This is a genomic window from Alishewanella aestuarii B11 (assembly GCF_000280055.1).
Lineage (GTDB): Bacteria > Pseudomonadota > Gammaproteobacteria > Enterobacterales > Alteromonadaceae > Alishewanella > Alishewanella aestuarii.
Window position 1 is genome coordinate 23970 of the sequence record NZ_ALAB01000001.1, and the last position, 26067, is coordinate 50036.

At 48.7% G+C, this 26067-nt stretch carries 22 protein-coding genes; 10 read left to right on the forward strand and 12 right to left on the reverse strand.

Annotation, left to right across the window (positions count from 1 at the left end; translation table 11 throughout):
• Position 1 precedes the first annotated feature (1 nt).
• Positions 2–1699: a bifunctional protein-serine/threonine kinase/phosphatase gene (locus AEST_RS00120; protein ID WP_008606170.1), complete on the forward strand. Its 1698-nt coding sequence runs from the start codon at positions 2–4 to the stop codon at positions 1697–1699.
• Here the strand turns inward: AEST_RS00120 and cobA are convergent.
• The 9 genes from cobA to dnaA form a co-directional block, all read right to left on the reverse strand.
• Positions 1696–2565, reverse strand: coding sequence for a uroporphyrinogen-III C-methyltransferase (gene cobA / locus AEST_RS00125; RefSeq protein WP_039924724.1), 870 nt, complete (start codon positions 2563–2565; stop codon positions 1696–1698). The two genes, AEST_RS00120 and cobA, sit on opposite strands and share 4 nt — an antisense overlap.
• A 67-nt stretch (positions 2566–2632) precedes the next feature.
• Positions 2633–2992, reverse strand: coding sequence for a nitrite reductase small subunit NirD (gene nirD / locus AEST_RS00130; protein ID WP_008606173.1), 360 nt, complete (start codon positions 2990–2992; stop codon positions 2633–2635).
• Position 2993: 1 nt separating this feature from the next.
• Entirely contained in the window at positions 2994–5570 is a 2577-nt protein-coding gene (gene nirB, locus AEST_RS00135) for a nitrite reductase large subunit NirB (RefSeq protein WP_008606178.1), read from the reverse strand.
• Positions 5571–5954: 384 nt separating this feature from the next.
• A complete protein-coding gene (gene glyS / locus AEST_RS00140; protein WP_008606180.1) occupies positions 5955–8012 on the reverse strand; it encodes a glycine--tRNA ligase subunit beta in 2058 nt (685 codons plus the stop codon).
• A complete protein-coding gene (gene glyQ, locus AEST_RS00145) occupies positions 8012–8938 on the reverse strand; it encodes a glycine--tRNA ligase subunit alpha (protein WP_008606182.1) in 927 nt (308 codons plus the stop codon). Before glyQ ends, glyS begins: the two co-directional genes overlap by 1 nt.
• 59 nt (positions 8939–8997) lie before the next feature.
• The gene (gyrB, locus tag AEST_RS00150) at positions 8998–11415 is read right to left on the reverse strand and encodes a DNA topoisomerase (ATP-hydrolyzing) subunit B (RefSeq protein ID WP_008606183.1); all 2418 of its coding nucleotides are present in this window, start codon (positions 11413–11415) and stop codon (positions 8998–9000) included.
• Positions 11416–11417: 2 nt separating this feature from the next.
• Complete coding sequence (recF, locus tag AEST_RS00155; protein ID WP_008606184.1) at positions 11418–12518, reverse strand: DNA replication/repair protein RecF; 1101 nt, start codon at positions 12516–12518, stop codon at positions 11418–11420.
• Between the two features lie 12 nt (positions 12519–12530).
• Positions 12531–13634, reverse strand: coding sequence for a DNA polymerase III subunit beta (gene dnaN / locus AEST_RS00160; RefSeq protein ID WP_008606185.1), 1104 nt, complete (start codon positions 13632–13634; stop codon positions 12531–12533).
• A gap of 12 nt (positions 13635–13646) precedes the next feature.
• Complete coding sequence (dnaA, locus tag AEST_RS00165) at positions 13647–15017, reverse strand: chromosomal replication initiator protein DnaA (RefSeq protein ID WP_008606186.1); 1371 nt, start codon at positions 15015–15017, stop codon at positions 13647–13649.
• A gap of 440 nt (positions 15018–15457) precedes the next feature.
• Here dnaA and rpmH point away from each other — a divergent pair, with 440 nt between their 5' ends.
• The 6 genes from rpmH (at position 15458) to AEST_RS00195 (ending at position 20618) form a co-directional block, all read left to right on the forward strand.
• On the forward strand, positions 15458–15595 hold the full coding sequence (rpmH, locus tag AEST_RS00170) for a 50S ribosomal protein L34 (RefSeq protein WP_008222343.1): 138 nt from the start codon (positions 15458–15460) through the stop codon (positions 15593–15595).
• A gap of 19 nt (positions 15596–15614) precedes the next feature.
• Positions 15615–15983: a ribonuclease P protein component gene (gene rnpA, locus AEST_RS00175; protein ID WP_008606188.1), complete on the forward strand. Its 369-nt coding sequence runs from the start codon at positions 15615–15617 to the stop codon at positions 15981–15983.
• Positions 15938–16201, forward strand: coding sequence for a membrane protein insertion efficiency factor YidD (gene yidD / locus AEST_RS00180; protein WP_008606189.1), 264 nt, complete (start codon positions 15938–15940; stop codon positions 16199–16201). The genes rnpA and yidD overlap by 46 nt, the downstream gene beginning before the upstream one ends.
• Before the next feature lie 3 nt (positions 16202–16204).
• Positions 16205–17842, forward strand: coding sequence for a membrane protein insertase YidC (yidC, locus tag AEST_RS00185; RefSeq protein ID WP_008606190.1), 1638 nt, complete (start codon positions 16205–16207; stop codon positions 17840–17842).
• 95 nt (positions 17843–17937) lie between these two features.
• Positions 17938–19302 (forward strand): tRNA uridine-5-carboxymethylaminomethyl(34) synthesis GTPase MnmE, encoded by a 1365-nt coding sequence (gene mnmE, locus AEST_RS00190; RefSeq protein WP_039924753.1) that lies wholly within the window; start codon positions 17938–17940, stop codon positions 19300–19302.
• Between the two features lie 176 nt (positions 19303–19478).
• Entirely contained in the window at positions 19479–20618 is a 1140-nt protein-coding gene (locus AEST_RS00195) for a tyrosine-type recombinase/integrase (RefSeq protein ID WP_008606192.1), read from the forward strand.
• 571 nt (positions 20619–21189) lie between these two features.
• Here the strand turns inward: AEST_RS00195 and AEST_RS00200 are convergent.
• Both AEST_RS00200 and AEST_RS00205 read right to left on the reverse strand, forming a co-directional pair.
• Positions 21190–22119 carry a DUF4928 family protein gene (locus tag AEST_RS00200; protein ID WP_008606193.1) on the reverse strand — a complete coding sequence of 310 codons (930 nt, stop codon included), beginning with the start codon at positions 22117–22119 and terminating at the stop codon, positions 21190–21192.
• Between the two features lie 4 nt (positions 22120–22123).
• Positions 22124–23269, reverse strand: a complete 1146-nt coding sequence (locus AEST_RS00205) for a DNA cytosine methyltransferase (protein WP_008606194.1) — start codon at positions 23267–23269, stop codon at positions 22124–22126.
• Positions 23270–24102: 833 nt separating this feature from the next.
• Here AEST_RS00205 and AEST_RS00220 point away from each other — a divergent pair.
• Positions 24103–24966, forward strand: a complete 864-nt coding sequence (locus tag AEST_RS00220) for a phage integrase N-terminal domain-containing protein (protein ID WP_008606195.1) — start codon at positions 24103–24105, stop codon at positions 24964–24966.
• A 49-nt stretch (positions 24967–25015) separates the two neighbouring features.
• On the opposite strand, the gene AEST_RS17545 is transcribed toward AEST_RS00220, so the two are convergent.
• Positions 25016–25189: a helix-turn-helix domain-containing protein gene (locus AEST_RS17545; protein ID WP_008606196.1), complete on the reverse strand. Its 174-nt coding sequence runs from the start codon at positions 25187–25189 to the stop codon at positions 25016–25018.
• 216 nt (positions 25190–25405) lie between these two features.
• Here AEST_RS17545 and AEST_RS00230 point away from each other — a divergent pair, with 216 nt between their 5' ends.
• A complete protein-coding gene (locus AEST_RS00230) occupies positions 25406–25612 on the forward strand; it encodes a hypothetical protein (RefSeq protein ID WP_008606197.1) in 207 nt (68 codons plus the stop codon).
• A 60-nt stretch (positions 25613–25672) separates the two neighbouring features.
• Entirely contained in the window at positions 25673–26050 is a 378-nt protein-coding gene (locus AEST_RS00235; protein ID WP_008606198.1) for a hypothetical protein, read from the forward strand.
• Positions 26051–26067: the final 17 nt, after the last annotated feature.

A 26067-nucleotide genomic window follows, 5' to 3' on the forward strand; every position in this document is an offset into this window, starting at 1 on the left:
CATGTCATTGCAAGTATCCATCGGCCAGTACAGCAGTGCTGGCCGCAAAGCGCTGAATCAGGACTGGTATGGCGCCTGTCTGCCCACAGAACCACAGCTGAGTAACAAAGGCATAGTGCTGGCGGTGGCCGATGGTATCAGCACCAGTACCGTTAGCCAGATTGCCAGCGAAACCGCAGTGAAAAGCTTTCTCAGCGACTACTACTGTACCAGCGATGCCTGGTCGGTGCCGCATGCCGCCTTGCAGGTGTTAAAGGCCAGCCATAACTGGTTATATGCACAAAACCGCAATGGCCCTTTTGCTGCCGATCCGGATAAAGGTTATGTCTGCACTTTTAGTGCGCTGATACTAAAGCAACGCCATGCACATTTGCTGCATGTTGGTGACAGCCGGATTTATCTGTGGCGTAACCGGCAACTGGAACAACTGACGCGGGATCACCGGGTATGGCGTGGCAGCAGCAGTTTTTTAAGCCAGGCGCTTGGAGCCGGCGCAGTGCTGGAACCCGATTACCACAGCCTGCCATTGCTGGCAGGGGATGTATTTCTGCTGGCGACAGATGGCTTATTTGAAGTGTTACCACAGCCGCAGCTAATGGCGTTACTTGGACCAGAACAAGCAGATTTATCAACGCTGGCACAGCAACTGGCCGACGCCGCTTTAACCGCTGGCAGCAAAGATAATATTACGCTGCAACTGGTGCGTATTAACGCCCTGCCGGCAGACAGCAGTTTACCGGCTTGTATCGATCAGCAACTGCCATTGCCACCGCTATTGCAACAAGGCGATACCCTTGACGGCCTGCAGATAATACGGCCACTGCAACAAAGCAGCCGCAGCCATGTGTATCTGGTGCAGGACAGCGAAACAGCAAAACTGCTGGTGCTAAAAGCACCGTCGATTGATTTGGCCGAACAGCCCGATTATCTGGAGCGGCTGTTGCGCGAAGAATGGATAGCAAAACGGGTTAACAGTGCTTATGTATTGCGCCCGGCCAGCATCAACAGGCCACGCACAGCGCTGTATACGCTATTTGAATATATTGATGGCCAAACCCTGCGCCAATGGCAACTCGACCACCCCAAAGCCACTCTGGAACAAATACGCACGCTGACAGAACAAATTGGCAAAGGCTTACAGGCTTTGCACCGCAGCGAAATATTGCATCAGGATTTACGACCGGAAAATATCATGGTTACGCCACAGGGCAGCGTTAAAATTATCGACTTTGGTGCAGCACGGCTGGCCGGTTTACAGCCAGATGACGAAGTGGCCGGCGATATTCCCGGCACTGCCTTATATTGCGCACCCGAGTATTTTTTAGGTGCACCAGGCAGTGAGCGCTCAGATCTGTACTCACTGGCTGTATTAACCTATCAGTTGCTGTCGGGGCGCTTTCCTTACGGGCCTGAGGTTGCCCGGCGCAGAAGTTTAAAAGCGCAGAAAAAACTACAGTATCAGTCTGTGTTATCTGCCAATAGCGAGCTACCCGCCTGGCTGGACCGGACACTGGAAAAAGCCTTGCAGCCCGACCCCAGCCTGCGTTATCAGGCCCTGTCTGAGTTTTTATATGATTTACGCCATCCCAATGCGAAGTTTCAGGCACCGCAAAGCCTGATAGAACTTCATCCGCTGTGGTTCTGGCAAAGTTGCTGCCTGCTGCAATGCCTGATTATATTATGGTTGCTAGCAAACTAGGCGACAGCCGTGGTCTGCAGTAAGCTCAAATCTACCGTCATACGCTGGTGTAGTACCTCGCCAATCACAATCAATGTCGGCCCGCATAGCGGATTGGCCGCTAAACGCTGGTCAATATCAGCCAGCGTGCCCTGCAGTTGCTGTTGCTGGGCAGTACTGACCTGATCCAGCAGCGCTATAGCGGTATTGTCCGGCCAGCCAACTGACACTAAACCAGCACACAATTGCTGCAAACGGTTTAAGCCCATATAGACCACCAGCGTCGGGTTAGAGCCATTGGCTCTGTACTGATAACCAGACCAGTCCGGCTGTTTGGCAGGGTCGGCAAACTGCGCGGTTAAAAACTGCACTGACGTGGCACTGCCGCGGGCGGTAAGCGGAATACCACAATAGGCCGAAGCCGCGCAGGCACTGGTCACGCCCGGCACTATGGCAAAGGCAATACCGGCTTGTTGCAACGCTGCAGCTTCTTCTGATACCCGGCCAAAAATCGCCGGGTCGCCACCTTTTAACCGCACCACCAAACCACCTTGCTGGCCATACTTTACCAGCAACTGGTTTATGTCTTGCTGCGACATAGCATGGCGGCCCGCTCTTTTACCAACAAATACTTTTTTGCAACGCCGTGGCGCTATCGCCAACAGCTCAGCCGGAACCAAACTATCAAACAACAGCACATCGGCCTGCTGCAATAAACGCTGCGCTTTAACCGTTAACAGCTCAGGATCACCAGGCCCGGCACCAATTAGTACCACCCGGCCTTTGCCTGCGGGTTTTAACTGGCCGGTGTCAGCGTCACGCCAGTTCCAGCCTGATATAACTGAGCGGCCCAGTGGTGAACGCAGAAAGTAGCTTATAACACTCATCATACTTACCCTTATGTTTAGCCTTGTCCTTTACCTTTTTAACCAGCCCTTGCTGTCTGGTTGTTAATCAGGCAGCTGATGCCTGTTGCTTTTGTTGTTGGGCATGCAGCCATACCCTGCCATGCTGCAGTTTCACCGCATAGACAGGCAGCACCACTTCAGGTTGTTCTAAGCACTGGCCTGTGCTCAGGTTAAAGTGCTGTTTATACAAAGGTGAAGCCACTACTATCTGCTCACCGACAGAGCCAACAATGCCCCGCGACAAAACATTAGCGCCGCCGACAGGATCGTAATTGCCAATAGCATACAGTTCCTGCCTGCCCTGCTGTTGCAGCAAAAACACCGCCACCTGGCAGCCATTGAACAAAGCGCAAATACCGCTGTTTTCAACTAAATCTTCATAAGCACAAATATCAGTCCAGGCCATATTATTTCTCCTCTGCTAAAGCTGTGGCAGGCAGCTCTGACGTAGAAAGCTGGGTAACAGGAATTTGTTGCTGCCACCGGCGTTTTTCTTCTGCTGTCGCCGGGCGGATCTGCGCCCGTTCTTCGACAAAAACGATATTGGGATCCGGCTGCGGGCTGTTAACAAACTGGCGGAAACGTTTCAGCGCCTGCGGGTCGTCCAGCGTGGCCTGCCATTCGCAGGCATAGGTATTCACCAGCGCAGCCATCTGGTTTTCCAACTCCTGCGCTATACCCAGTTGATCGTCAATAATCACTTTGCGCAGATACTCCAGCCCGCCGTCCAGCTTTTCCAGCCAGACCGAGGTGCGCTGCAAACGGTCGGCAGTTTTGATGTAAAACATCAGAATACGGTCTATATAGCGGATTAAAGTGTCGGTATCGAGGTCAGTGGCAAATAAGTCGGCGTGGCGTGGCCTCATACCGCCGTTACCACAAACATACAGGTTCCAGCCGTTTTCGGTGGCAATAATGCCGATGTCTTTGCTTTGCGCCTCAGCACATTCACGGGTACAACCCGACACCGCCATTTTAATTTTGTGCGGCGCACGCAAGCCTTTGTAACGGTTTTCGATAGCGATAGCCTGTGTCACACTGTCCTGCACACCATAACGACACCAGGTGCTGCCGACACAAGATTTGACTGTACGCAGCGACTTGCCATAGGCATGGCCGGTCTCAAAACCCGCATCAACCAAACGCTGCCAAATGGCAGGCAACTGCTCTAAACGGGCGCCAAATAAGTCGATACGCTGCCCACCAGTAATTTTGGTATAGAGATTAAAATCCAAAGCGACCTGACCTATCACCAGCAGTTTTTCTGCGGTAATTTCGCCACCGGCAATACGCGGCACCACTGAATAAGAACCGTCTTTTTGCATATTGGCGAGAAAGGTATCGTTGGTGTCCTGCAAACCCACATGAGGTTTTTTCAGCACATAATCATTCCAGCTCGACGCCAGAATAGAGCCCACAGTCGGCTTACAGATATCACAGCCCAAACCCTGACCGTGGCGGCTTAACAGTTCGGCAAAGGTTTTAATACCGCCCACCTGAACTAAATGCAGCAATTCCTGACGGGAATAAGCAAAGTGTTCACAGAGGTGATTTTTCACCTCAACCCCACGGCTTTTTAACTCGTCATCCACTACGGATTTGAGCAAAGCAGTGCAACCACCACAACCTGTACTGGCCTTAGTGCAGCTTTTGATACTGGCTAAATCGCAGCAACCACTGTCCATAGCCGCCACTATGTCGCCTTTAGCCACGTTATGGCAGGAACAAATGGTGGCGCTGTTGGGTAAAGTTAAAGCGGCCACAGCTGCGCCGGACGCTGCTGGTAAAATCAGTTGCTCCGGCTGTTTTGGCAGCAACATATCGTTTAAAGCGTATTGCAGCAGACTGTCGTAGTTGCTGGTATCGCCGACCAGCACAGCACCCAGCAGGCGTTTGCCGTCTTTGCTTACCACCATTTTTTTGTAGACCTGAGCACGCGGATCGGTAAACACATAACTTAACGCGCCAGGCGTTCTGGCATGGGCATCGCCAATAGAACCCACTTCCACACCCAGCAGTTTTAGCTTGGTGCTCATATCAGCGCCGGTAAAACTCAGCCCGCCAGCTGTCAGTTGGCTTACCACCACACGCGCCATCTGATAGCCAGGTGCTACCAGACCAAAAATCTTTTGCTGCCATAAGGCACATTCACCTATGGCATAAATATGTGGGTCAGACGTCTGGCACTGATCGTTAACGACTATTCCGCCCCGATCCCCCACAGCTAAACCACAGCTGCGCGCCAACTGGTCATAAGGCCGGATGCCAGCGGAAAACAGCACTAAATCTGTCTCTAAACTTTCACCATCGGCAAACTGCAACTGATAACGGCACTCTGCGCCAGCAACTATCGCCTGAGTGGCTTTGCCGGTATGTACCTGCACACCCAGCTCGGTAATTTTCTGGCTTAACATCTGGCCGCCAGCCTGATCCAGCTGCACAGCCATTAGCTGTGGTGCAAATTCCACCACATGAGTTTGTAAGCCGAGTTGTTTTAGCGCATTTGCTGCTTCCAGCCCGAGCAAACCACCGCCTATTACTACACCGACTTTACTTTGGGCCGCACTTTGCGCTATCGCATCTAAATCCTGCAGCGTACGGTACACCAGACAATGCGGCTGCTCATTACCGGGAATTGGTGGTACAAAAGCATAGGAACCGGTTGCCAGCACCAGCTTGTCATAGTAAAACTGCCCGCCCTGACGGGTTATGACCAACTGCTGGTCACGGTCGATTTGCTCCACCCAGCAATTTAGGCGGTATTGAATATTGGCCGCCTGATAAGCCTCTTCTGTCGTTAAAGCAAGTTGCTCTGCACTGGTGCCGCTGAAGTAGCCGGATAAATGCACCCGGTCGTAAGCCAGCCGCGCCTCACCACACAACACGGTAATGTTTGCCTGTGGGTCTTTGGCGCGCAGTTGCTCAACAAAATGGTGCCCCACCATACCATTGCCAATCACCAGAATGTGTTTTGTCTGCTGCATGTCTAAGTCCTTAAAGCCCTTGTTAGCCGAAGCGAACAACAAATTTTGCCGATAAAAAAAGCCCACGACTAAGCTGCCAGCAGGCAGTTTTGTCGTGGGCCTCGTTGCCCGTGCAAAGCAGAGCTTTACACCTCAATTCAAATTAGGTTCAGCACCAGTCTGCGCTGGTGTTGTTGACAAAATAAAAGCACAAACAATGCCATATTATTATCTGATTGATTTTATTATATAAATATCATACTTCGTACCACAGCCAAGCAAAGCTTTGCTTTAAATCGGTGCAAGCCGGCACCGGATTGAGGCAACCACGTTATTTGTGTTATGTTGGGTAACATAATAAAAAAGCCAGCATTACAGCTGGCTTTTTTATTATTTATCAAAATATTACTGTAACAGTGAAATATCCGCGACCTGCAAAAACAACTCCCGCAGTTGCTTTAACAGCGCCTGGCGGTTAGCCCGTACGGCAGCGTCATCGGCGTTTACCATTACCTTGTCAAAGAACTGGTCAATAACCTCACGCATTGAGGCCAAGTGCGCCAGGGCTTCGGCATAGCTATGCTGACCGGCCTGATAAGCCTGCTCAGCCGTTATTGCGCTATGCAGTGCCTGTTCGGCCTCTTCCTGCAGTAAAGCGGTATTTACCGTGGTGGCAATATCACCGTCTACTTTGGCCAGGATATTAGCCACCCGTTTATTGGCAGCCGCTAAGGCTGCTGCTGCATCCAGCTTACGGAACTGTGCTACCGCTTTAACCCGGCGATCAAAGTCTGCCGGATTAGTTGGCCGGCGCGCCAGTACCGCCTGAATCACATCGACGCTATAGCCTTCGTCCTGATACCAGGCGCGGAAGCGGCCCAGCATAAAGTCCAATACTTCGCTGGCTACCTGCGGGTTGGTCAGTTTGCTGCCAAAGCTTTGCTGACTAACGGCAATCAGGTCGGTTAAATCCAAGGGTAGCTGTTGCTCCACCATAATGCGTAAGGCACCGATAGCAGCGCGACGCAGCGCAAACGGGTCCTTATCACCTTTCGGGATCTGACCAATGCCGAAAATACCGACCAGTGAGTCCAGTTTGTCCGCGATAGCCACCGCCGCCCCTTCCAGACGGCTGGGTAACTGGTCACCGGCAAAACGCGGCATATATTGCTCGTTCAGCGCCAAGGCTACTGCTTCCGCTTCGCCATCCAGCCGGGCATAGTGCATACCCATAATGCCTTGCACTTCCGGGAATTCGCCGACCATATTGGTCATCAGATCGGTTTTGGATAATAAGCCGGCACGGGCAGCGGCGGCCTGATCGGCACCAATTTTAGCGGCAATAAAGCCGGCTACCTGGCTGATTCGTTCCGATTTTTCAAACAACGTACCCAGCTGCTGCTGAAACAGTACCGTCTTTAAACTGTCTAACCGCTCAGCGAGTTTGACCTTGCGGTCTGTATTAAAGAAGAACTGCGCATCCGATAAGCGTGGCCGTACCACCTTCTCGTTACCAGAGATAATTTGCTGTGGATCCTTGCTGCTGATATTGGCCACAAAGATAAACTTGTTCAGTAACTTGCCCTGACTATCCCGCAGCGGGAAGTACTTCTGATTATCCTTCATCGTCGAGATCAGCGGCTCAGCCGGCACCTGCAGGAAGCTTTCTTCAAAGCTACCTACCAGTATTACCGGCCATTCGACCAGCGCCGCGACTTCTTCCAGCAGGGCGTCATCCCATTGCGGCTGTGCTTGTAACTGCTGAGCGGTCGCTTGCACCTGCTCCGCGATATAGGCTTTGCGCTTAGCGAAATCAGCCACTACATAGGCGTGTTCCAGTGTCGGCAGGTAGGCATCGGCATCTTTGATACTAACCAGCGCCGGCGCATGAAAGCGATGGCCATAGGTCTGATTACTACTCTGCCGGCCAAGAATGGTGGCAGGCACTACCTGCTCGCCATACAGCATAATAATGGTATGTACCGGCCGGATAAATTCGGCATCTGAGCTACCCCAGCGCATCGGCTTGGCAATAGGTAGTTTGGCTAATGCTGTGCTGACCATTTCCGGCAGCAAGCTGACCGTCGCCTGCCCCTGTTGCTGTTGCCGGCATAATAGCCAGGCGCCCTTATCGGTTTCTAAACGCTCAGCCTGCGCCACCGTAATGCCACAGCCAGCGGCCCAACCCTCGGCAGCCTTAGTCGGATTGCCATTGGCATCAAAGGCCGCACTAAGTGCTGGCCCGCGCTTTTCTACCACTTTATCGGCCTGGGCTGCGGCTAACTGATTAATCCGCACTGCTAAGCGGCGTGGTGCCGCATACCAGCTGATTTCAGCATGGCTGAGCTCCTGCTTGGCTAGTTCGGCTTGCAGATTGTTGGCAAAGGCTTGTGCCAAAGTGGTTAGCGATTTTGGTGGTAACTCTTCGGTACCAATTTCAACCAGAAAATCTTGTGAACGCATTAGTTCGCCTCCGACTGCTTGGCGCTCTGATTCTTGCAAAGCGGGAAACCCAGTTTTTCGCGGGCATCATAGTAAGCCTGCGCACAGGCCTTGGCCAGGGTGCGAACCCGCAGAATATAGCGCTGACGCTCAGTTACCGAGATGGCATGACGAGCATCCAGCAAGTTAAAAGCATGTGAGGCTTTCATCACTTTTTCATAGGCTGGCAACGCCAGGCCTTGTTCAATCAGATACTGGCTTTCCTTTTCACACTGGTCGAAGTAGGCAAACAAGGCGGCTACATCGGCATGCTCAAAATTGTAGGTCGATTGCTCGACCTCATTCTGATGGAACACATCGCCATAGGTTACCCGCCCCAAGGGGCCGTCGGTCCATACCAGATCATAGATCGAATCCACACCTTGGATATACATCGCCAGGCGCTCTAAGCCATAGGTAATTTCGCCGGTTACCGGACGGCACTCCAGGCCACCCACTTGCTGGAAGTAGGTAAACTGCGTTACTTCCATGCCATTTAACCACACTTCCCAACCCAGGCCCCAAGCACCCAGTGTCGGTGATTCCCAGTTATCTTCCACAAAGCGGATATCGTGTACCAGGGTATCGATCCCCAGTTCGCGCAGCGAGCCCAGATACAGCTCCTGAATATTGTCTGGTGACGGCTTTAAGATCACCTGAAACTGGTAGTAATGCTGCAGCCGGTTGGGATTTTCGCCATAACGGCCATCAGTTGGCCGGCGACATGGCTGCACGTAAGCGACGTTAGTCGGCTCTGGCCCCAGAGAACGTAAAAAGGTCATCGGATGGAAAGTACCGGCGCCAACTTCTAAATCCAGCGGCTGCACGATAACGCAGCCCTGGCGTGCCCAGTAATCCTGCAGGGCTAAAATTAGCCCCTGAAAGGTTTTAATATCGTACTTATGCATGGCGCAACAGACTCACTTTAAATGACTAAGGGGGCAAAGCTGCCCCCGTTAAATTTTTATCAGACGTCGAGGTTAGCGACGTACAGCGCATTCTCTTCGATAAAGGCGCGCCTTGGTTCAACATGATCCCCCATCAGGGTGGCAAACAATTGATCGGCGCCAATGGCATCTTCAATGGTTACCTGCAACATGCGGCGGTTTTGCGGATCCATGGTGGTTTCCCACAGTTGTTCCGGGTTCATTTCACCCAGCCCTTTATAGCGTTGAATGTAGAGACCACGCTTGGACTCGGTCATTAACCAATCCAGGGCGTCTTTAAAGGTTTCTACCGGCTTCACCTTTTCACCACGGCGGATATAGCCACCCTCTTCAATCAGGTCACGAATTTCATCACCCAGTGCAACTAGACTCAGGTAATCCCGAGAGCTAATAAAGTCGTGATGCAGCAGATATTCATTATCGATACCATGCTGACGGATAATCACCTTCGGCTGGAATAGGTGGCGCTCACGGTCTTCAATCACAGCGTACTTGTAGATTGAACCGTCACCTTCTTTATCATCCAGACGCTTGGCCAGAGTTTTTACCCAGGCTTCAACAGCGGTTTGGTCTTTCATCAGTTCGGCAGTTAAACCGGTAACGTAGATCAGCTCGGTTAACAGGTTAACCGGGATCTTGCGGCTTAAGCGATCGATGACCGCCATCACCTTATGATACTGCTGCACCAGTTTTTCCAGCGCTTCACCACTGATCCCCGGCGCATTCTCGTTCACATGTAATGAGGCTTCATCCAGTGCCAGCGCGGTCAGATACTGCACCAGCGCCGGTTCGTCTTTGATATATTGCTCTTGCTTGCCTTTTTTAACTTTATACAGTGGTGGCTGCGCAATATAGATATAGCCACGCTCAATCAGTTCGGGCATTTGGCGATAGAAGAAGGTCAGTAACAAGGTACGGATGTGTGAACCGTCGACGTCGGCGTCGGTCATCAGTACGATACTGTGATAACGGGTTTTATCCGGGTTATATTCTTCGCGGCCGATGCCACAGCCTAAGGCTGTAATCAAGGTGCCGACTTCCTGCGACGATAGCATCTTATCGAAGCGCGCCTTTTCCACGTTCAGGATCTTACCTTTCAGTGGCAGGATGGCTTGGTTTTTCCGGTTGCGGCCCTGCTTGGCAGAACCACCCGCAGAGTCACCCTCGACGATATAGAGTTCAGATAAGGCAGGGTCTTTTTCCTGACAGTCCGCCAATTTGCCGGGTAAGCCAGCAATATCCAGCGCGCCTTTACGACGCGTCATTTCGCGGGCCTTACGGGCCGCTTCACGGGCACGGGCGGCATCCACTATTTTACCCACGATAATCTTGGCATCACCCGGGTTTTCCAGTAGATATTCGTTCAGCTTTTCCGCCATAACGCTTTCTACTGCCGAGCGTACTTCGCTGGAAACCAGTTTATCTTTAGTTTGTGAGCTGAATTTTGGATCCGGTACCTTAACGCTAATCACTGCGGTTAAGCCTTCACGGGCATCGTCGCCCGAGGCTTGTACCTTCATTTTCTTGGCGTAGCCTTCCTGATCGATATAGGTATTCAGTACCCGCGTCAAAGCACCGCGGAAACCGGCTAAGTGAGTACCACCGTCACGCTGTGGAATATTGTTAGTAAAACAGAATACATTTTCCTGATAGCTATCGTTCCACTGCATTGCCACTTCAACCGCAATGCCGTCTTCGCGCTGATCAGTAAAATAGAACGCCTTAGGGTGAATACTGGTCTTACTGCGGTTTAAGTACTGCACAAAGGCTTCAATACCGCCATCGTACTTAAAGTGGTCTGTCTTATCCGTGCGCTCGTCGGTCAGAATAATGCTGACGCCGGAATTCAGGAATGACAGCTCCCGTAACCGCTTCGCCAGAATGTCATAGTGGAAATTGATATCAGAAAAGATGGTCGGGCTTGGCCAGAAGCGAATTGCCGTGCCACTGCCCTCCGTTTCGCCAATTACGGCTAATGGTGCTTGCGGTACACCCAGATGATAGATCTGGCTGTGTACCTGCCCTTTACGACGGATAGTCAGTTCCAACACATCCGATAGGGCGTTAACCACTGAAACACCGACACCGTGTAAGCCGCCAGACACTTTATAGGAGTTGTCATCAAACTTACCGCCAGCATGCAGTACCGTCATAATAACTTCGGCCGCAGACACGCCTTCTTCGTGCATATCAGTAGGAATGCCACGGCCGTTATCACGTACCGAGACCGAGTTATCACTGTGGATGGTAACCCAGATATCGGTGCAGTAGCCAGCCAGGGCTTCGTCGATAGAGTTATCCACTACCTCGAACACCATATGGTGTAAACCGGTACCATCGTCGGTGTCACCGATGTACATCCCTGGTCTTTTCCGGACGGCGTCCAGACCTTTTAATACTTTAATACTGGAGGAATCGTAGTTATGCTCTTCGGCCATCGTTATCTGTCCGTGCTGGTTATCTGACCATGTTCCACGTGAAACACTTGCCGGCAATCGGCAGCAATAAAGGGTGTCACCTGGTCAGCATTAATTGCAGTTATAAAAACCTGTGAATTAATATTAGTTAAAAAATCAAAAATCTTTTTTGTTGAACCGGGGTCGAGTTCCGACGCCAGATCATCAATCAATAGTATCGGCTGCTTTAGCCCACTCCCTGCGATCAGGTTATTTTGGGCAACTTTAAGCGCAAATAATAACACTTTTAGCTGGCCGCGGGATAATACTTCTTCAACTGAGTGGCCGGCGCTACGCAGTCGCAGATCGGCTTTCTGCGGCCCATACTGGGTAAAACCCAACCGCAAATCTTGCTGAAAACTTTGGCTTAACAACTCCTGCAATTCAGCACTAGTCTGCAGCTTCTCCGGCCAGCCGGCATAAAGCTGTAAGCTCACTGTCGACAGCAAGCTATCCTGATCGGTTAGTGCCGCAAAAGCATTTTGCAACAAACTAATATAGTGTTGCCGCAGCGCCTGCAGTTGCCAGGCCAGTTGCACAAACTGCGCATCCCAGTATTCAAATTGCTGGTTATACTGGCGGCTTTGCTTTAATAGCGCATTACGTTGTTTAAGCACCCGACTAAACTGCAGCCAGACGGCAAAAAAATGTTGTTCCACGTGGAACACACCCATATCAAAAAACTGCCGCCGCTCCTTAGGTCCGCCAAAAAACAACTTAAAACTGTCCGGCGTTAACAACTGCACCGGCAACAACTCAGCAATATCCGCCAGACGACACTGGGCAGAGCCATTTAAGCGCAGCTGTAAATCGGCAGTCCGTTCTCGCTGAATGCCAATACTATGTACTTGCTCCGCACTACTGACTTTGGCATGCAATACAAAGGCCGGCTCATCATGCTGAATTAAGCGCTGATGGCGGCTGGTGCGAAAAGAGCGGCCATGTGCCAGATAATAAATCGCTTCCAGCAAGCTGGTTTTACCGCTGCCGTTTTCACCAACCAACAGGTTAAATTGTGGATGTGGCTGCAAACTGAGTTCCGCAAAATTGCGAAATTGTTGCGCCTGCAGCAATAGCAGCGACATAACGGAATAAAATCAGAGACGCATCGGCATCACAACATAGGCCGCGCCATTGTTGCCGACCCCTTCGATCAGGGCGCTGGAATTCGCATCATTCAGATGCAAGATCACCAAATCGGTCGCCAGAGTATTTAATACATCCAGCAAATAGCCGACGTTAAAGCCTATCTCGAGAGTGTCGCCCTGATACTCAACTTCAATCACTTCTTCCGCTTGCTCATGCTCAGGGTTATTAGCAACGATCTGGACTTCGTGATTACTGAGCGTAAAACGCACGCCACGATACTTTTCATTCGATAAAATGGACGCCCGGATACAGGCATCCTTTAACACCGCACGATGCGCAGTCACCAGCTTAGTGCTGTTACGTGGCAAGACGCGGCGGTAGTCCGGGAAGCGGCCATCAATCAGCTTACTGCTAAAACTAAAGCTGCTGTCGGTTAAACGGATATGATTCTGCCCTAAACTAAGGCTGACTTGCTGCTCGTCATTGGCCAGCAAGCGCATAATCTCCAACACACCTTTGCGTGGAATAATAATTTGCTTCTGTTGCCCGCTAACAGCAGGTAACGCCAGCGTGCTCATCGCCAGTCGGTGACCATCAGTGGCCACTGCCGTTAAGGTGCCGTTGTCGACTTCAAACAACAAACCATTTAAATAATAACGCACGTCCTGATTCGCCATCGAGAACGCGGTGTCTTCTAATAACTTACGCAGTTGCTGCCGGCTGAGGTTAATCTCAACTTCGCCTTGCCAACTCTCTAAATTCGGGTACTCGGCAGCACTCAGGGTCGACAAGGTAAACTTACTTTTACCACTGGTCAGAACACAATTCTCGCCTTGTACCGCGACCTGAATATCACTTTGCTCCGGCAAGCTGCGACAAATATCCAGCAGTTTTTTTGCCGGCACGGTAATCCGGCCCGGACTTTGGATCTGTAGCTGCTCGGTGCTGGCCACCAGCTCGACTTCCAGATCGGTTCCGGTCAGCGACAAAGTATCAGCCGTAACGTCCAGCAGCACATTGGATAAGATCGGCAGGTTATGCCGCCGCTCAATGGCACCAGAGACCATTTGTAATGGTTTAAGTAAAGCGTCACGGTTGATCAGAAATTGCATAACAACACCCTGTTAAGAGGACAAAGTACGAATTAAATTTTGGAAATCTTCTTTAATTTCATGAGTTTCTTCTTTCAAAGACTCAATCTTGCGGCAAGCATGTAATACCGTAGTATGGTCACGGCCACCAAAGGCATCGCCAATTTCCGGTAAGCTATGGTTAGTCAGCTCTTTCGCCAACGCCATCGCCATTTGCCGCGGCCGAGCAACCGAGCGGGAACGGCGCTTGGATAATAAATCCGCCACCCGGATTTTATAATACTCGGCTACCGTTTTCTGAATATTTTCAATGGTGACCAGTTTGTCCTGCAATGCCAGCAAATCACGCAGCGCTTCGCGCACAAAATCAATGGTAATGGGCCGGCCGGTAAAGTTGGCATTGGCTATCACCCGGTTTAAGGCGCCTTCCAATTCCCTAACATTGGAACGAAGCCGTTTCGCGACAAAGAACGCCACTTCTTCCGGCAAGCGGATCTGGTTTTCCTGCGCTTTTCGCATCAGGATCGCGACCCGGGTTTCCAGCTCTGGCGGCTCGATCGCAATCGTCAAACCCCAGCCAAAACGGGATTTCAGCCGATCTTCCACCCCGTCGATCTCTTTTGGATAACGATCGCTGGTCAGAATGATCTGCTGATTACCTTCTAGCAGGGCATTAAAGGTATGGAAGAATTCTTCCTGCGAGCGCTCTTTATTGGCAAAAAACTGGATATCGTCAATCAGTAAGGCATCAACCGAGCGATAGTAACGCTTAAATTCTTCGATAGCGTTATTCTGCAGCGCTTTCACCATATCCTGCACAAAGCGCTCAGAATGCATATAGATCACCTTGGCATCAGGCTTTTTCGCCAGAATACCGTTACCTACCGCATGTAATAAGTGGGTCTTACCCAAACCAGTACCGCCATAAATAAACAGCGGGTTATAGGCTGTACCGGGATTATCTGCCACCTGCGACGCAGCGGCCCGTGCCAGCTGGTTCGACTTACCTTCAACGAAGTTGGCAAAAGTATAGTTAGTGCGCACATTAGAGCGCACTATGCTTTTCGGGGCGGGTTCAGGCACCTCTGGCTCAGCAACCGGCGTTTCGGCTACTACTTTCTGTAGAGCCGGGCCAGGCGCGGTGACTTTATGCTGTTGATTGCTGCTGCCAACATCGAAGCGTAGCCGCGGTGCATTATCACCGCAATAATCGCGGATCAGCTCCAGGATCCGGTTCAGGTACTTTTCCCGAACCCAATCCAGCACAAAACGGTTAGGTGCGTAAAGGGTCAGCGCATCAGCTGAACTGTCGGCCTGTAGTGGGCGGATCCACATACTAAAGTGCTGCGCGGGTAGCTCTGCCTGCAATGCCTGCAAACAATTTTGCCAAACGGACTGGTACACCGTCTCTCCTGAAGCCTGAATTATGATTAATGATATAGGCTGGTGTAAAACGCCAAAACCGCATTATCGTACTATCTTATCCACAACTGCAATATTGACTTTTTAAAAAAAGCCGCGAGAAAAAGAAAACAAACTTAAACAACTGTATTTTATAAATTTATTAGCCTTATTCTATTTCAGAATAGATCGCATAGACAGCTGTGATTTCTGGTTAAAAACAAAAGTAACTCACAATTTGTTCTATTTAACGACAGCAGCCTGTGGAAAACTTTGGATCGCCAAGGATCTATCAGCCGAAGATCGGATATTTAACTGAGGATCGCATTGACTTTCACCACCGAACTACTTAAAATTCGCGCTCATTTTTGTCAGCTGCGTTTTGGTGTATTTGCTAAAACACAGGTAACCTTAGTAAATATTTCGACCGGACGGATGAAATTATGAGTAAAAGAACGTTTCAACCAAGCGTGTTAAAACGCAAGCGCAACCACGGTTTCCGTGCCCGTATGGCCACTAAAAATGGTCGTCAGGTATTAGCACGTCGTCGTGCTAAAGGCCGCAAACGTTTAACTGCCTAAGCTGGCGGTTAAACGCTGCGTGGTCAGCTACAAATTCGGCCGGGAGTTAAGACTGTTAACTCCCAGTCAGTTTGATAATGTCTTCCAGAACCCATTTCGGGTTGCTTCTCCCCTGTTTACCATCCTTGCTAAGCCAAATCAGTTAACGCAGCCGCGAATTGGCCTTACTATCGCTAAAAAACGTGTTAAATTAGCCGTACAGCGCAACCGTATCAAACGTTGTGTGCGGAATAGCTTTCGTTTGCATCAGCACCAGCTTCCTGCTGTTGATCTGGTACTCATGGTAAAGGGGGATATCAGTAACACCCCGAATGATGAATTACTAAAACAACTGGAACGGCTATGGCAGAAGATCGCTCGCCAATACACCGCTTTGTCATCTGGTTAATGCTGGGTTTAGTGCGTGGCTATCAGTTAGTGATCAGCCCGTTACTGGGGCCACGCTGTCGTTTTCACCCCACCTGTTCGCACTATGCGATCGAGGCGATTCAACGCTTTGGTGCCGTGAAAGGGGCTTGGTTAGCCGGTAAACGCATATTAAAATGCCATCCGCTTCACCCGGGCGGTGAAGATCCCGTTCCTGATAAGCATAATGAGAAAAGCTAACACATGGATTCACAACGCAGTTTTCTAATAATTGCCCTGGCAATCGTCAGTTTTTTCCTCTGGCAGGAATGGCAAAAAGATTATGGCCCTAAACCGGCTGTCCCGCAGGTACAACAGCAGCAACAAGCCGCCGCTGACAGCAGTTCTGCGTCGTTATTTGTTGATAGCAACGAAGGACCACGCCAGACCGTGCAACCGGAAGCCACTGCCCGTCGGGTGAAAGTGCGTACCGACGTGCTGGAGCTGGAAATCGACACCCGTGGCGGCGATATTGTGGGCCTGACTTTACCACAATATGCCCTGACTAAAGGCAGCGCAGAACCTTACGTGTTAATGCGCCAGCTTGGTGGCTTTGAATATGTGGCCCAATCTGGTTTAACCGCCCGTGATGGTCCGGATCGTAGCGGTAGCCGCGCCCTGTACCGTACTGATGCCACTGAGTTTACCTTAAGCGGTGATACCCTGGTGGTGCCTTTATATCTGGACCACAATGGCCTGCAAATTGAAAAACGCTTTATTTTTACCGCTGGCCGTTATGATGTCCGGGTAGAATATTTGCTGGTCAACAACAGCAATGAAGTGAAAACGGTACAACCTTACCAACACCTGCTGCAAAACATCGATAACGGTGAAAGCAGCAGCATGTTTATGCCGATATACCGCGGCGCCGCCTATGGCAGCAGCAGCGAGCGCTACAAAAAGTATGATTTCAGCGATATGCAAAAGACCAACCTGGCAATTAGCACCCAGGGTGGTTGGGTTGCCATGCTGGAACACTATTTCGTTTCTGCCTGGATCCCCGATGCCAATAGCAATAACCAGCTATACAGCCTGGTGCATGGTGGCAACAAGGGTGTGATTGGTGCCCGCGGTGAAGCCGTGGATATCGATCCGGGTCAAACTCTGACCCTTAGCGCCGTATTCTATGCCGGCCCGAAAGATCAGGATAATCTGGCACAGCTGGCGAATGGTCTGGATCTGACCGTCGACTACGGTTTCCTGTGGTTTATTTCACAACCACTGTTCTGGTTACTGACCTTTATTCAGGGCTTTGTTGGCAACTGGGGTGTCGCCATTATCATCATCACCCTGATTGTGAAGGGCCTGATGTATCCGCTGACCAAGATCCAATACGAGTCCATGGCCAAGATGCGCAACCTGAAGCCGAAGATTGAAGAGCTGCAGGCGCGCTACAAAGATGATCGCCAGAAGATGGGCCCGGCGATGATGGAACTGTATCGCAAAGAAAAAGTAAACCCGATGGGCGGTTGCTTACCGATGCTGATCCAGATGCCAATTTTCCTGGCGTTATACTGGGTATTTGTCGAGAGTGTCGAGTTACGTCACGCCCCCTTTATGCTGTGGATCACTGACCTGTCGGCAAAAGACCCACTGTATGTGTTGCCGGTACTCTTTGGTATCAGTATGTTCCTGATGCAAAAGCTGACGCCGATGCAGGTAACAGACCCGCTGCAACAGAAGCTGATGATGTGGATGCCGGTAGCGTTCTCAATCTTCTTCTTCTGGTTCCCAAGTGGTCTGGTACTGTACTGGTTAGTCAGTAACCTGATTTCGCTGGCTCAGATGCTGTATATCTATAAAGGTATGGAAAAGAAAGGCATACATACCCGTAAAGCCTAATACGCTATTTACTGTCAATAAATAGCCACCACTAAGCCTGTTTGCCTCGCGCAGCAGGCTTTTTGCTTAACAGCTTTTATTACATTGAGGTTAGTATGTTTAATACCGATACCATCGCCGCTTTAGCTACTGCCCCCGGTCGCGCCGGTGTTGGAATTATTCGTATCTCAGGCCCTGCCACCAAGGCTGTGGCAAACGCCATACTACACAAGCTACCAAAATCGCGCTATGCCGAATACCTGCCCTTTTATGCCGCTAACAAGCAAATTTTGGATCAAGGTATCGCCCTGTACTTTCCTGGCCCAAACTCTTTTACCGGCGAAGATGTTCTTGAACTACAAGGCCACGGTGGGCCAGTACTCTTGGATATGCTGCTAAAGCAAGTATTAGCCCAACCGAATGTGCGTATTGCCCGTCCCGGTGAATTTTCAGAACGCGCATTTTTAAACGATAAACTCGACCTAGCACAAGCCGAAGCCATAGCCGATCTGATTGACGCCAGCAGCGAGCAGGCCGCACGCAGCGCCATGCAATCGTTACAGGGTGAGTTTTCCAAGCGCATTCATCAGCTGGTCGAGAAAGTGATTCACCTGCGGATGTATGTCGAAGCCGCCATTGACTTCCCGGATGAAGAAATCGATTTCTTGTCTGATGGCAAGGTTGCCGCCGATCTGGCCGAGATTATCGACGATTTGGCACAGGTCAGAAAACAAGCCACCCAGGGCAGTATTCTGCGCGAAGGAATGAAGGTGGTCATCGCCGGGCGACCGAATGCCGGTAAATCCAGCTTACTGAATGCCCTCGCCGGCCGCGAAGCTGCCATTGTTACTGAGATTGCCGGTACCACCCGCGATGTACTGCGCGAACATATTCATATCGACGGTATGCCACTGCATATTATCGATACCGCCGGCTTGCGTGATACCGAGGATCAGGTAGAGCAAATCGGCATTGCCCGCGCCTGGCAGGAAATTGCCAAGGCAGATCGGGTACTGTTTATGGTCGACAGCACCACCACTGCTGATACCGATCCCCATGCTATCTGGCCGGAGTTTATCGATCGCCTGCCGCCAGGCTTAGGCATTACCGTGATCCGCAATAAGGCCGATCTGACCGGCGAAAGTCTGCAACCGGACGAACTGGCCGCCGTACCTGTCTATCCGCTATCCGCGAAAACCGGTGCCGGTATTGATGCGCTGCGTGAACATCTGAAACGTTGTATTGGCTTTGATGCCAGTACCGAAGGCAGCTTTCTGGCCCGCCGTCGCCATTTAGATGCGCTGGACCGCGCCGCTGAGCATCTGGCAATAGGCCAGGAGCAACTGCATAGCTTTATCGCCGGCGAAATTCTGGCCGAAGAGCTGCGGCTAAGCCAACAGCACCTGAATGAAATTACCGGCGAATTTAGTTCAGATGATTTACTGGGTAGAATTTTTTCCAGTTTTTGTATCGGAAAATAGTGAGGTAAAACAAAGGAAAGAATCATCCAACAAAAGGAAATATTTCTAATATATTCATATATTTAAACTTAAAAATCTCTTTCCTTACTTTCCTATAGTTGCTAAAAGTGGGCCTTAGATGGCCCACCACTTGTGTTTGTGTGGGCCACCAGTGGCCCACTACACAGGAGTAACATATGAAGTTATCAATTGAGAAAAAACCAGCAGATCGTGCCGGTCGTCAACAACTGCTATTAACCCGTAACTATGGTTCCTATACCGACGAATCAGGTAAGCGCATTAAAAAGCGCAAGCGCCAATCCTTAGACCTGTTCATCTATGCCACACCCAAAGATAAGGCTCAGCGAGATTACAATAAAAAGACTTTGGAACTCGCAGAGCGTATTCAGGCTCAGGCAATTGTTGACCTAGCTAATAACAAGTATCACTTTGAAGACGAAGCCAAACAACAACAAAGCTTCATCGACTATATGCAGCAAATTATCGAGGAAAAAAGGAAAACTGATGGCAAATCCAACGTATCCATTTGGGAGTCAGTTCTGATTCATTTACAGCGCTTTTCCGATGGCCACCAATTGTCCTTTGCCAACTTTGATACAACATTGCTACAAGACTTCCGAATTTACCTGACAACAACAGCTGTTACTAAATCTGGTAAAAAACTATCTTCCAATACAGCATCTACGTACTTTAACAAAGTAAGAGCGGCGCTAAACCAAGCATTTCACGAGGGGATCATTCGCCGAAACCCTGTTAATGAAGTTAAAACTATTAAGCCAGAGCAAAATAAACGGCAGTACTTACTTGAGGATGAACTGAGAGCCGCTTATCAGGCTGATTGCCGCTACGACGTACTAAAACGCGCTTTTCTCTTTGGGTGTACTACAGGCCTTCGCTGGAGCGATATCCACAAACTAAAATGGCAGGATGTCTTTATAAGTGATGGCGTGAACAGGATCACATTCAACCACAAGAAAAACAGAAAACTTCAATATTTGGATCTGCCGAAAGACGCCATTAAACTCATGGGTGAACCGGAAGCACCTGAGACAAGGGTATTCAAGGGGCTTAAATACTCAACGTATACAAACGTCGCAATTCTGCAGTGGATGCTTCGTGCAGGAATCACCAAGCATATTACTTTTCACTGTGCCCGCCATACCTTTGCAGTAAGACTACTAACTAACGGCGCTGATATCTATACCGTATCAAAACTCCTCGGCCATTCCGAGCTTAAAACGACTCAGATATATGCCGACATTATTGAAAGCAAACGCAAAGAGGCAATGGAATCGTTACCGAGCCTGTGGCTTTAACAATTAAATTGGGAAAATAGGGAAACAGGGAAAGATTTTAAGTATCAGTTGTTTAAGATATTTATATCTGTCTCCCCTTCCCATTGTTTGGTTTAAGCTACCACACAAAAATTTGATTTCAGCGTTGAAGTAACCAGACACAGCTTGTTGTTGCGGGTTATCCAGAACTGATGCTTTTCACCTGATTTAACTAAGTAACACCGGTCTGTGGTTAGTACCTGAGTTAACAGTACCTGACTAACAGGTTCTTCACTCCTGACTATTTGGTCAAAACTTGTCTTTTTAGCTCTTTTAATAAACTCAGATTTTGTCATGTTAGCCCCTTATGGATATGTGGTTGGTGAGCCTTTAGGCGCTTGCCGCCTACAGGCCCGCCATACCACATGGCCAACATGCACTACGCAGAGAAAAGCCAGTCAAGCTATAAATCGCCCGCAGGGTTGCGCAGCAAGGGGGCCCCACCACGTGGGGTTCCGATTTATGGCTTTACTGGATTTGAACGAAGTGGTTTGGGGATTATTGACTTACATACTAAAGCTAATGAGTAGCATTTTGACGAAGCAGGGTTGTTTTAACGTCTAACTTCAAGCTTTAGACTAGGATCAGTCTCTACTTCATCGACAATCTGGTTATAACGATCCACCAAGTCGTTTACCGCGACCCTTCGTCCTTCAGAGGCAAACTTTCCTATTTCGTAAAGATTCAATGCTACAAATTGCTCAACTTCAAACACATCAATACGCTCCCCTAAACCAGCATTCTCAGCTAGAACCTCAGCCGCTGACAATCCCCGTTGATTAGTCACTATGATTGGTCTATAACCATCATCTAGATTGTCTTTACAGCGCCTAATAACAGCTTCACCAGGAGCAGTTGTTACATGTATAGCAACATCGCCAATTAAAAAATCACCAACTCTACCCGACTGAGCATCTGAAGTTGAAAAACTATTATGCTCAAACATACCAGCTCCAAGTGCACAATCTAATTTTGCGCCAACAAAATGCTGAAGTACGGCACCAGCATATTGCATCCCGGGGCTATTCTTCTGGCGTTCTTCAGCTTGTGCTATCACATCTCGTACTAAAGTCCGAAGGCTTCTAGAGGAATCAAGTCTGATTTTAAAAGGCTTTCCCGCGAAAAACTCATGAACTCGCTCAACCCAAAATAGTTCAATAGATTGTAGTTCCTCATTCGTCAAGCCATTGAGTGAGTTAAGAAAATCAATATAATCTCTCATATTACCAATGCTACCACGGCTGGTCCGCCCACCCTCTGCAGCTAATACACGCTCGATTCCATGCCTTTTCAAAATACTTTGGACAGCAGACTTTCCGAGCCCTAAAACTTGGCCGCCTTTTTCTGTAAGCAATGAGTCTGGATTGAGAGGTATCCCCAGCTTCTTTGCATGCTGTGTGACAACCAACGCCACGCTGAGAGGGCCTTTTTGCCTAAACTTTTTTTTCTTACAGAAATCAAATAGTTTTTCTTTTAAATCCATAACTTTATGCTGCTCTGTCTGTCGTACTCAAACGAGATGGAACTAATTTTTCAACGATATGCTCAGCTAAAAACCTTACTACTGGAACCGCTACTCCATCACCAGCAAGATGATATGCGTCATTATATTTTTCAGGAAGACAATAATCATCACTGAGCCCCATTAATCTTGCAGCTTCTCTTGGTGAAAGCAATCTAGTTCTTATGTTTTCGCCTTCAACTACCATAATTAGTTGCCGGCTTGATCCACCACTTGGCGTTCTCAGGCAACCAGCTATTTCATCAAACCGAACTTCTGCCCGTTGAACCCTACCACCGTATCCATCAGGTCTAGTACGTTTGTATATTGTTCCTACTTTAAGTACTCCCAAATCCTGAACTCTTCGTACTTTTTCACGATGCAAATTATTCATCATCCCGAGAATTTTTTCTGTTTCTATTCGGGAGTGCCAGCTAACGTTATTTGGATTTTCTTCGATCAAGTCTGAGAAGTTGATTTCTCTCAATGGTGGATTTGGTAAATTCCACCAAATCCATTGAGATTTAATAGGTGAAGGAACTTTTTCATATGCCTTTATCAAGGCTGGAGAATGCCAAGCTGGGTTGGGGTTTTGCATGGTTAGGTCAGGAGCAATGTTAACTTTTTGTTCTACCCCTATAATGAAGAGCCTAGGCCTAGACTGCGGTACAAAATGAACAGCATCAATAACTAAAGCACCAAATTTGTAGCCTGCGCTGCTCAGAGCGCTACATATTTCAGAAAAATCTTTTCCATCATGAGAGGTTAGTGCTCCACAAACATTTTCTAATACAACTACTTTCGGTGCTCTTCCTTCATCTTTTAGAGACAGCATAAGATTCCAAAATGGCCAGAAAGTGCCTGAGCGCTCCCCCTTTAATCCAGCTCCGGCACCAGCTAATGAAAGGTCCTGACAAGGAAACGAAGCCCAAGCAACGTCCGCATTTGACGGTAAGTCTTCAGTAGTCAATTTTGCCACATCACTACAAACCATATCGGCACTTCCCCAGTTTGATACATAACTACTAGCTTTTTTGGGGTCAAAATCATTGGCAAAAAGGCAGTCCCATTTATCACCAAATCCGGCCCTAGCCATTCCTCCTCCGGCAAAAAACTCATAGAAAGTGCGCATTATTCTTCACTCCTAATTTGACTATTCTTTTCACGCTCCAACTTCTCAATTACTGCTTCTGCAATCCAAGTGTTCCTAGATATCTTCCCTGGCCTGACAGCTCTCAATCGATCAATCGCCTCAAAAAGTTCCTTAGCTAATCGCAAACTAATTCGACCTTCTTCACACAGTTTATTCATACAACACCCAATAAATGGCGCCAATTTGGCGCCATTATGCCCCCATCGTTTTAACAAAGCAAATTTAAAAACCATTAATACTGATCATATATACAGTATATCAATAACTGATAGAAAGTTAAAAAATTGAGGAGATTTTTATATGTTCACTGGTCTGAGTCGTCCCTACTGCCAAGGTAGGGACGACTCGGAGAGTCGCTACGCAAGGCCATTGCTCATGATGCCTTGCAACAGAATCTGCTGTTAAAAATGCTGGGGCCATATCAGGGATACAAATTTTTTGTTGAAATACCTGATCGATGTGTTATCTTTTGCTCGTAAACCGCTCGCTAAGAGCAAAAGTAAAAAGGGCGCATTATCTGCTGCCCACAACACGCTTCCGAGGCGCTACGTTCGTAGCAACGGGTCTAAAAGACCAAACCCCAATGTAATCAAAACCACCGTAGTCTGGTATTGCCTTCAACAGAAGCCAACCAGCTCAGCTTGTGTTGCTTTAGATCAGTCAGCCCTTGTGTCAATTCGACAACATACCCGGTTGCGACCGCGTATGTGGCTTTAAAACTCACCTTATTTGGCAGATGCCCCCTGATCTTTGGTTTTGATTTTCTCTCTTGCTGAAAAGCACTTTCAAATCCACCAAATAGAGGAAGAAGCATGAGCCAATTAGGTTATCGTTTAAATCAGATGGTCAATATTCATCATAAAGAAAGCAGTTACAGCACCCGAAATAGCCGAGGTAACATTTTGAATTTGGCAGCCAAACAACTTTTGGAAGGTGGCTTTAAATTGCGAGATCCAAGCGGCTTAAAAACAAAGCACGTTGATTACCTAGTATCAAAATGGCAACAAGACGGTATTGCCGACAAAACAATGAAAAACAGGCTGGCGGCAATTCGCTGGCTGGCAGATAAGATAGGCAAACGTAATATTGTTGCCCGAGATAATGATGATTATGGCATTGCCACGATTCGCAACAACCCTGTTGGCAAGTCTAAGCAGCTAGATAATGACAAGCATAGCAAAATCAAATGTGAATTTATTAAGCTTTCATTGCGTTTGCAGCAGGAGTTTGGTTTGCGTCGGGAAGAAGCTATTAAATTCAATGTTTCCTACGCTTGGCAAAATAATCATATCCGGATTAAAGGTTCGTGGGCTAAAGGAGGTAAGTACCGCGAGGTTAACATAACGACTCAGTCACAACTGAGTCTGCTAAAAGAGATCACTGCCATAACCAAATCCGCTTTAATACCAGCTACTTCCAATTATGTCCAACAACTCGGCTTATATGAACGCGAAACCGCCCGTGTCGGTCTAAACAAGAATCATGGTTTACGCCATCATTATGCTCGGCAACGTTACTTGGAGCTGACTGGCTGGCAGTGTCCAGCAAATGATGGACCTAAACGTAAGACGTTGAGTGCCGAACAGCATGCGATTGACACAGCAGCCAGATTACAGATTAGCAAAGACCTGGGACATGAGCGACTATCCATCACCTATACATACTTGGGCAGTTGAGCAATTACCAATTAGTTTTATCGACCTGAGAATTTGGCATGCCAAATTTTTAGCAACTTGCCTTCCAGTCCATAATAACACTCGCCAGTTCTTCCTCAATACAATAAAAATAGGCGGTTGGAACGCCCAGCACCTGGCTCAATGCAATAACGGTTTTGAAATCAGGGGAGTGAACACCACGCTCATACTGGTTCATTCTGGCTGAAGCAGCAAAACGATCCATACCGGCCAAAATACCCAGTTACTTCTGAGATAGCCCTTTTCGTTTTCTTGCCTGCTTTAACCGCTTGGGGAGCGGCGAACCATCGTTAGTATTCAATCTTAGTGTGAGACATTGGCTATTGAAAACTAAGATTGTCTTAGCTTTAATAGAAGCTGGATACTAAGGAATCCTTAGCAAATTTGGCATGCCAAATTTTTTGATGAATAGGAGACGGGAATGTGGGGTAAAGTTCTAAAAGTAACAGGCTTAGTAGCCGTTGGAGTCCTTGATATTATGCTATCGAGTGATGATAGTGACGATCAAGACCAGCTTGATATGCTTGACGATGGTATGGGTAATATTAATGCCGATGGTGAAAGTATGACCCGGCAAGAGGCTGAAGACAAACAAGCGCTTGGTGAGCTGTACGATACCTACTATTAAATTTGGCATGCTAAATTCCTTTTTTAGGTAAAAATTACTATTGGTAATTCTGGAGAATACATGAACACTGACGATCTTCATCAGATAGCAGAGTTAAGACCATTTATACCGGCCATTATCGAGTTACAAAACCGCATTTCTGGCATCGAAAAATACTGTGAACCACTTGGCTTTGAGCTGGCAGAATCTTATGAAACCGAAGAGCAACTGTTTCAAGATTTGTTCAGACAAAAAGCCTTTGCCTTCCAAGTTAGCAATGAGCGGGATGAGTGTTGGGATATTCTGATTGAAACATTCAGTCAGTTTGCGGCGCGCAGTGCAAACCTGGCTTTCGCCGCCAAATGTAATAGCCCCCAGCGCTTACAAGCTATTAGCCGCTGGCTACTTCTTCTCTGTGATTGGAATCAGACTGGCATTGTAAATACCACTAAACACTGACCATTTTCCTTAATTGA

Bases quoted from the DNA above. Each gene is read 5' to 3' on its own strand.
- AEST_RS00120 (WP_008606170.1), top strand. From the start codon at position 2: ATGTCATTGCAAGTATCCATCGGCCAGTACAGCAGTGCTGGCCGCAAA.
- cobA (WP_039924724.1), bottom strand. From the start codon at position 2,565: ATGAGTGTTATAAGCTACTTTCTGCGTTCACCACTGGGCCGCTCAGTT.
- nirD (WP_008606173.1), bottom strand. From the start codon at position 2,992: ATGGCCTGGACTGATATTTGTGCTTATGAAGATTTAGTTGAAAACAGC.
- nirB (WP_008606178.1), bottom strand. From the start codon at position 5,570: ATGCAGCAGACAAAACACATTCTGGTGATTGGCAATGGTATGGTGGGG.
- glyS (WP_008606180.1), bottom strand. From the start codon at position 8,012: ATGCGTTCACAAGATTTTCTGGTTGAAATTGGTACCGAAGAGTTACCA.
- glyQ (WP_008606182.1), bottom strand. From the start codon at position 8,938: ATGCATAAGTACGATATTAAAACCTTTCAGGGGCTAATTTTAGCCCTG.
- gyrB (WP_008606183.1), bottom strand. From the start codon at position 11,415: ATGGCCGAAGAGCATAACTACGATTCCTCCAGTATTAAAGTATTAAAA.
- recF (WP_008606184.1), bottom strand. From the start codon at position 12,518: ATGTCGCTGCTATTGCTGCAGGCGCAACAATTTCGCAATTTTGCGGAA.
- dnaN (WP_008606185.1), bottom strand. From the start codon at position 13,634: ATGCAATTTCTGATCAACCGTGACGCTTTACTTAAACCATTACAAATG.
- rpmH (WP_008222343.1), top strand. From the start codon at position 15,458: ATGAGTAAAAGAACGTTTCAACCAAGCGTGTTAAAACGCAAGCGCAAC.
- yidD (WP_008606189.1), top strand. From the start codon at position 15,938: ATGGCAGAAGATCGCTCGCCAATACACCGCTTTGTCATCTGGTTAATG.
- yidC (WP_008606190.1), top strand. From the start codon at position 16,205: ATGGATTCACAACGCAGTTTTCTAATAATTGCCCTGGCAATCGTCAGT.
- mnmE (WP_039924753.1), top strand. From the start codon at position 17,938: ATGTTTAATACCGATACCATCGCCGCTTTAGCTACTGCCCCCGGTCGC.
- AEST_RS00195 (WP_008606192.1), top strand. From the start codon at position 19,479: ATGAAGTTATCAATTGAGAAAAAACCAGCAGATCGTGCCGGTCGTCAA.
- AEST_RS00200 (WP_008606193.1), bottom strand. From the start codon at position 22,119: ATGGATTTAAAAGAAAAACTATTTGATTTCTGTAAGAAAAAAAAGTTT.
- AEST_RS00205 (WP_008606194.1), bottom strand. From the start codon at position 23,269: ATGCGCACTTTCTATGAGTTTTTTGCCGGAGGAGGAATGGCTAGGGCC.
- AEST_RS00220 (WP_008606195.1), top strand. From the start codon at position 24,103: ATGAGCCAATTAGGTTATCGTTTAAATCAGATGGTCAATATTCATCAT.
- AEST_RS17545 (WP_008606196.1), bottom strand. From the start codon at position 25,189: ATGGATCGTTTTGCTGCTTCAGCCAGAATGAACCAGTATGAGCGTGGT.
- AEST_RS00230 (WP_008606197.1), top strand. From the start codon at position 25,406: ATGTGGGGTAAAGTTCTAAAAGTAACAGGCTTAGTAGCCGTTGGAGTC.
- AEST_RS00235 (WP_008606198.1), top strand. From the start codon at position 25,673: ATGAACACTGACGATCTTCATCAGATAGCAGAGTTAAGACCATTTATA.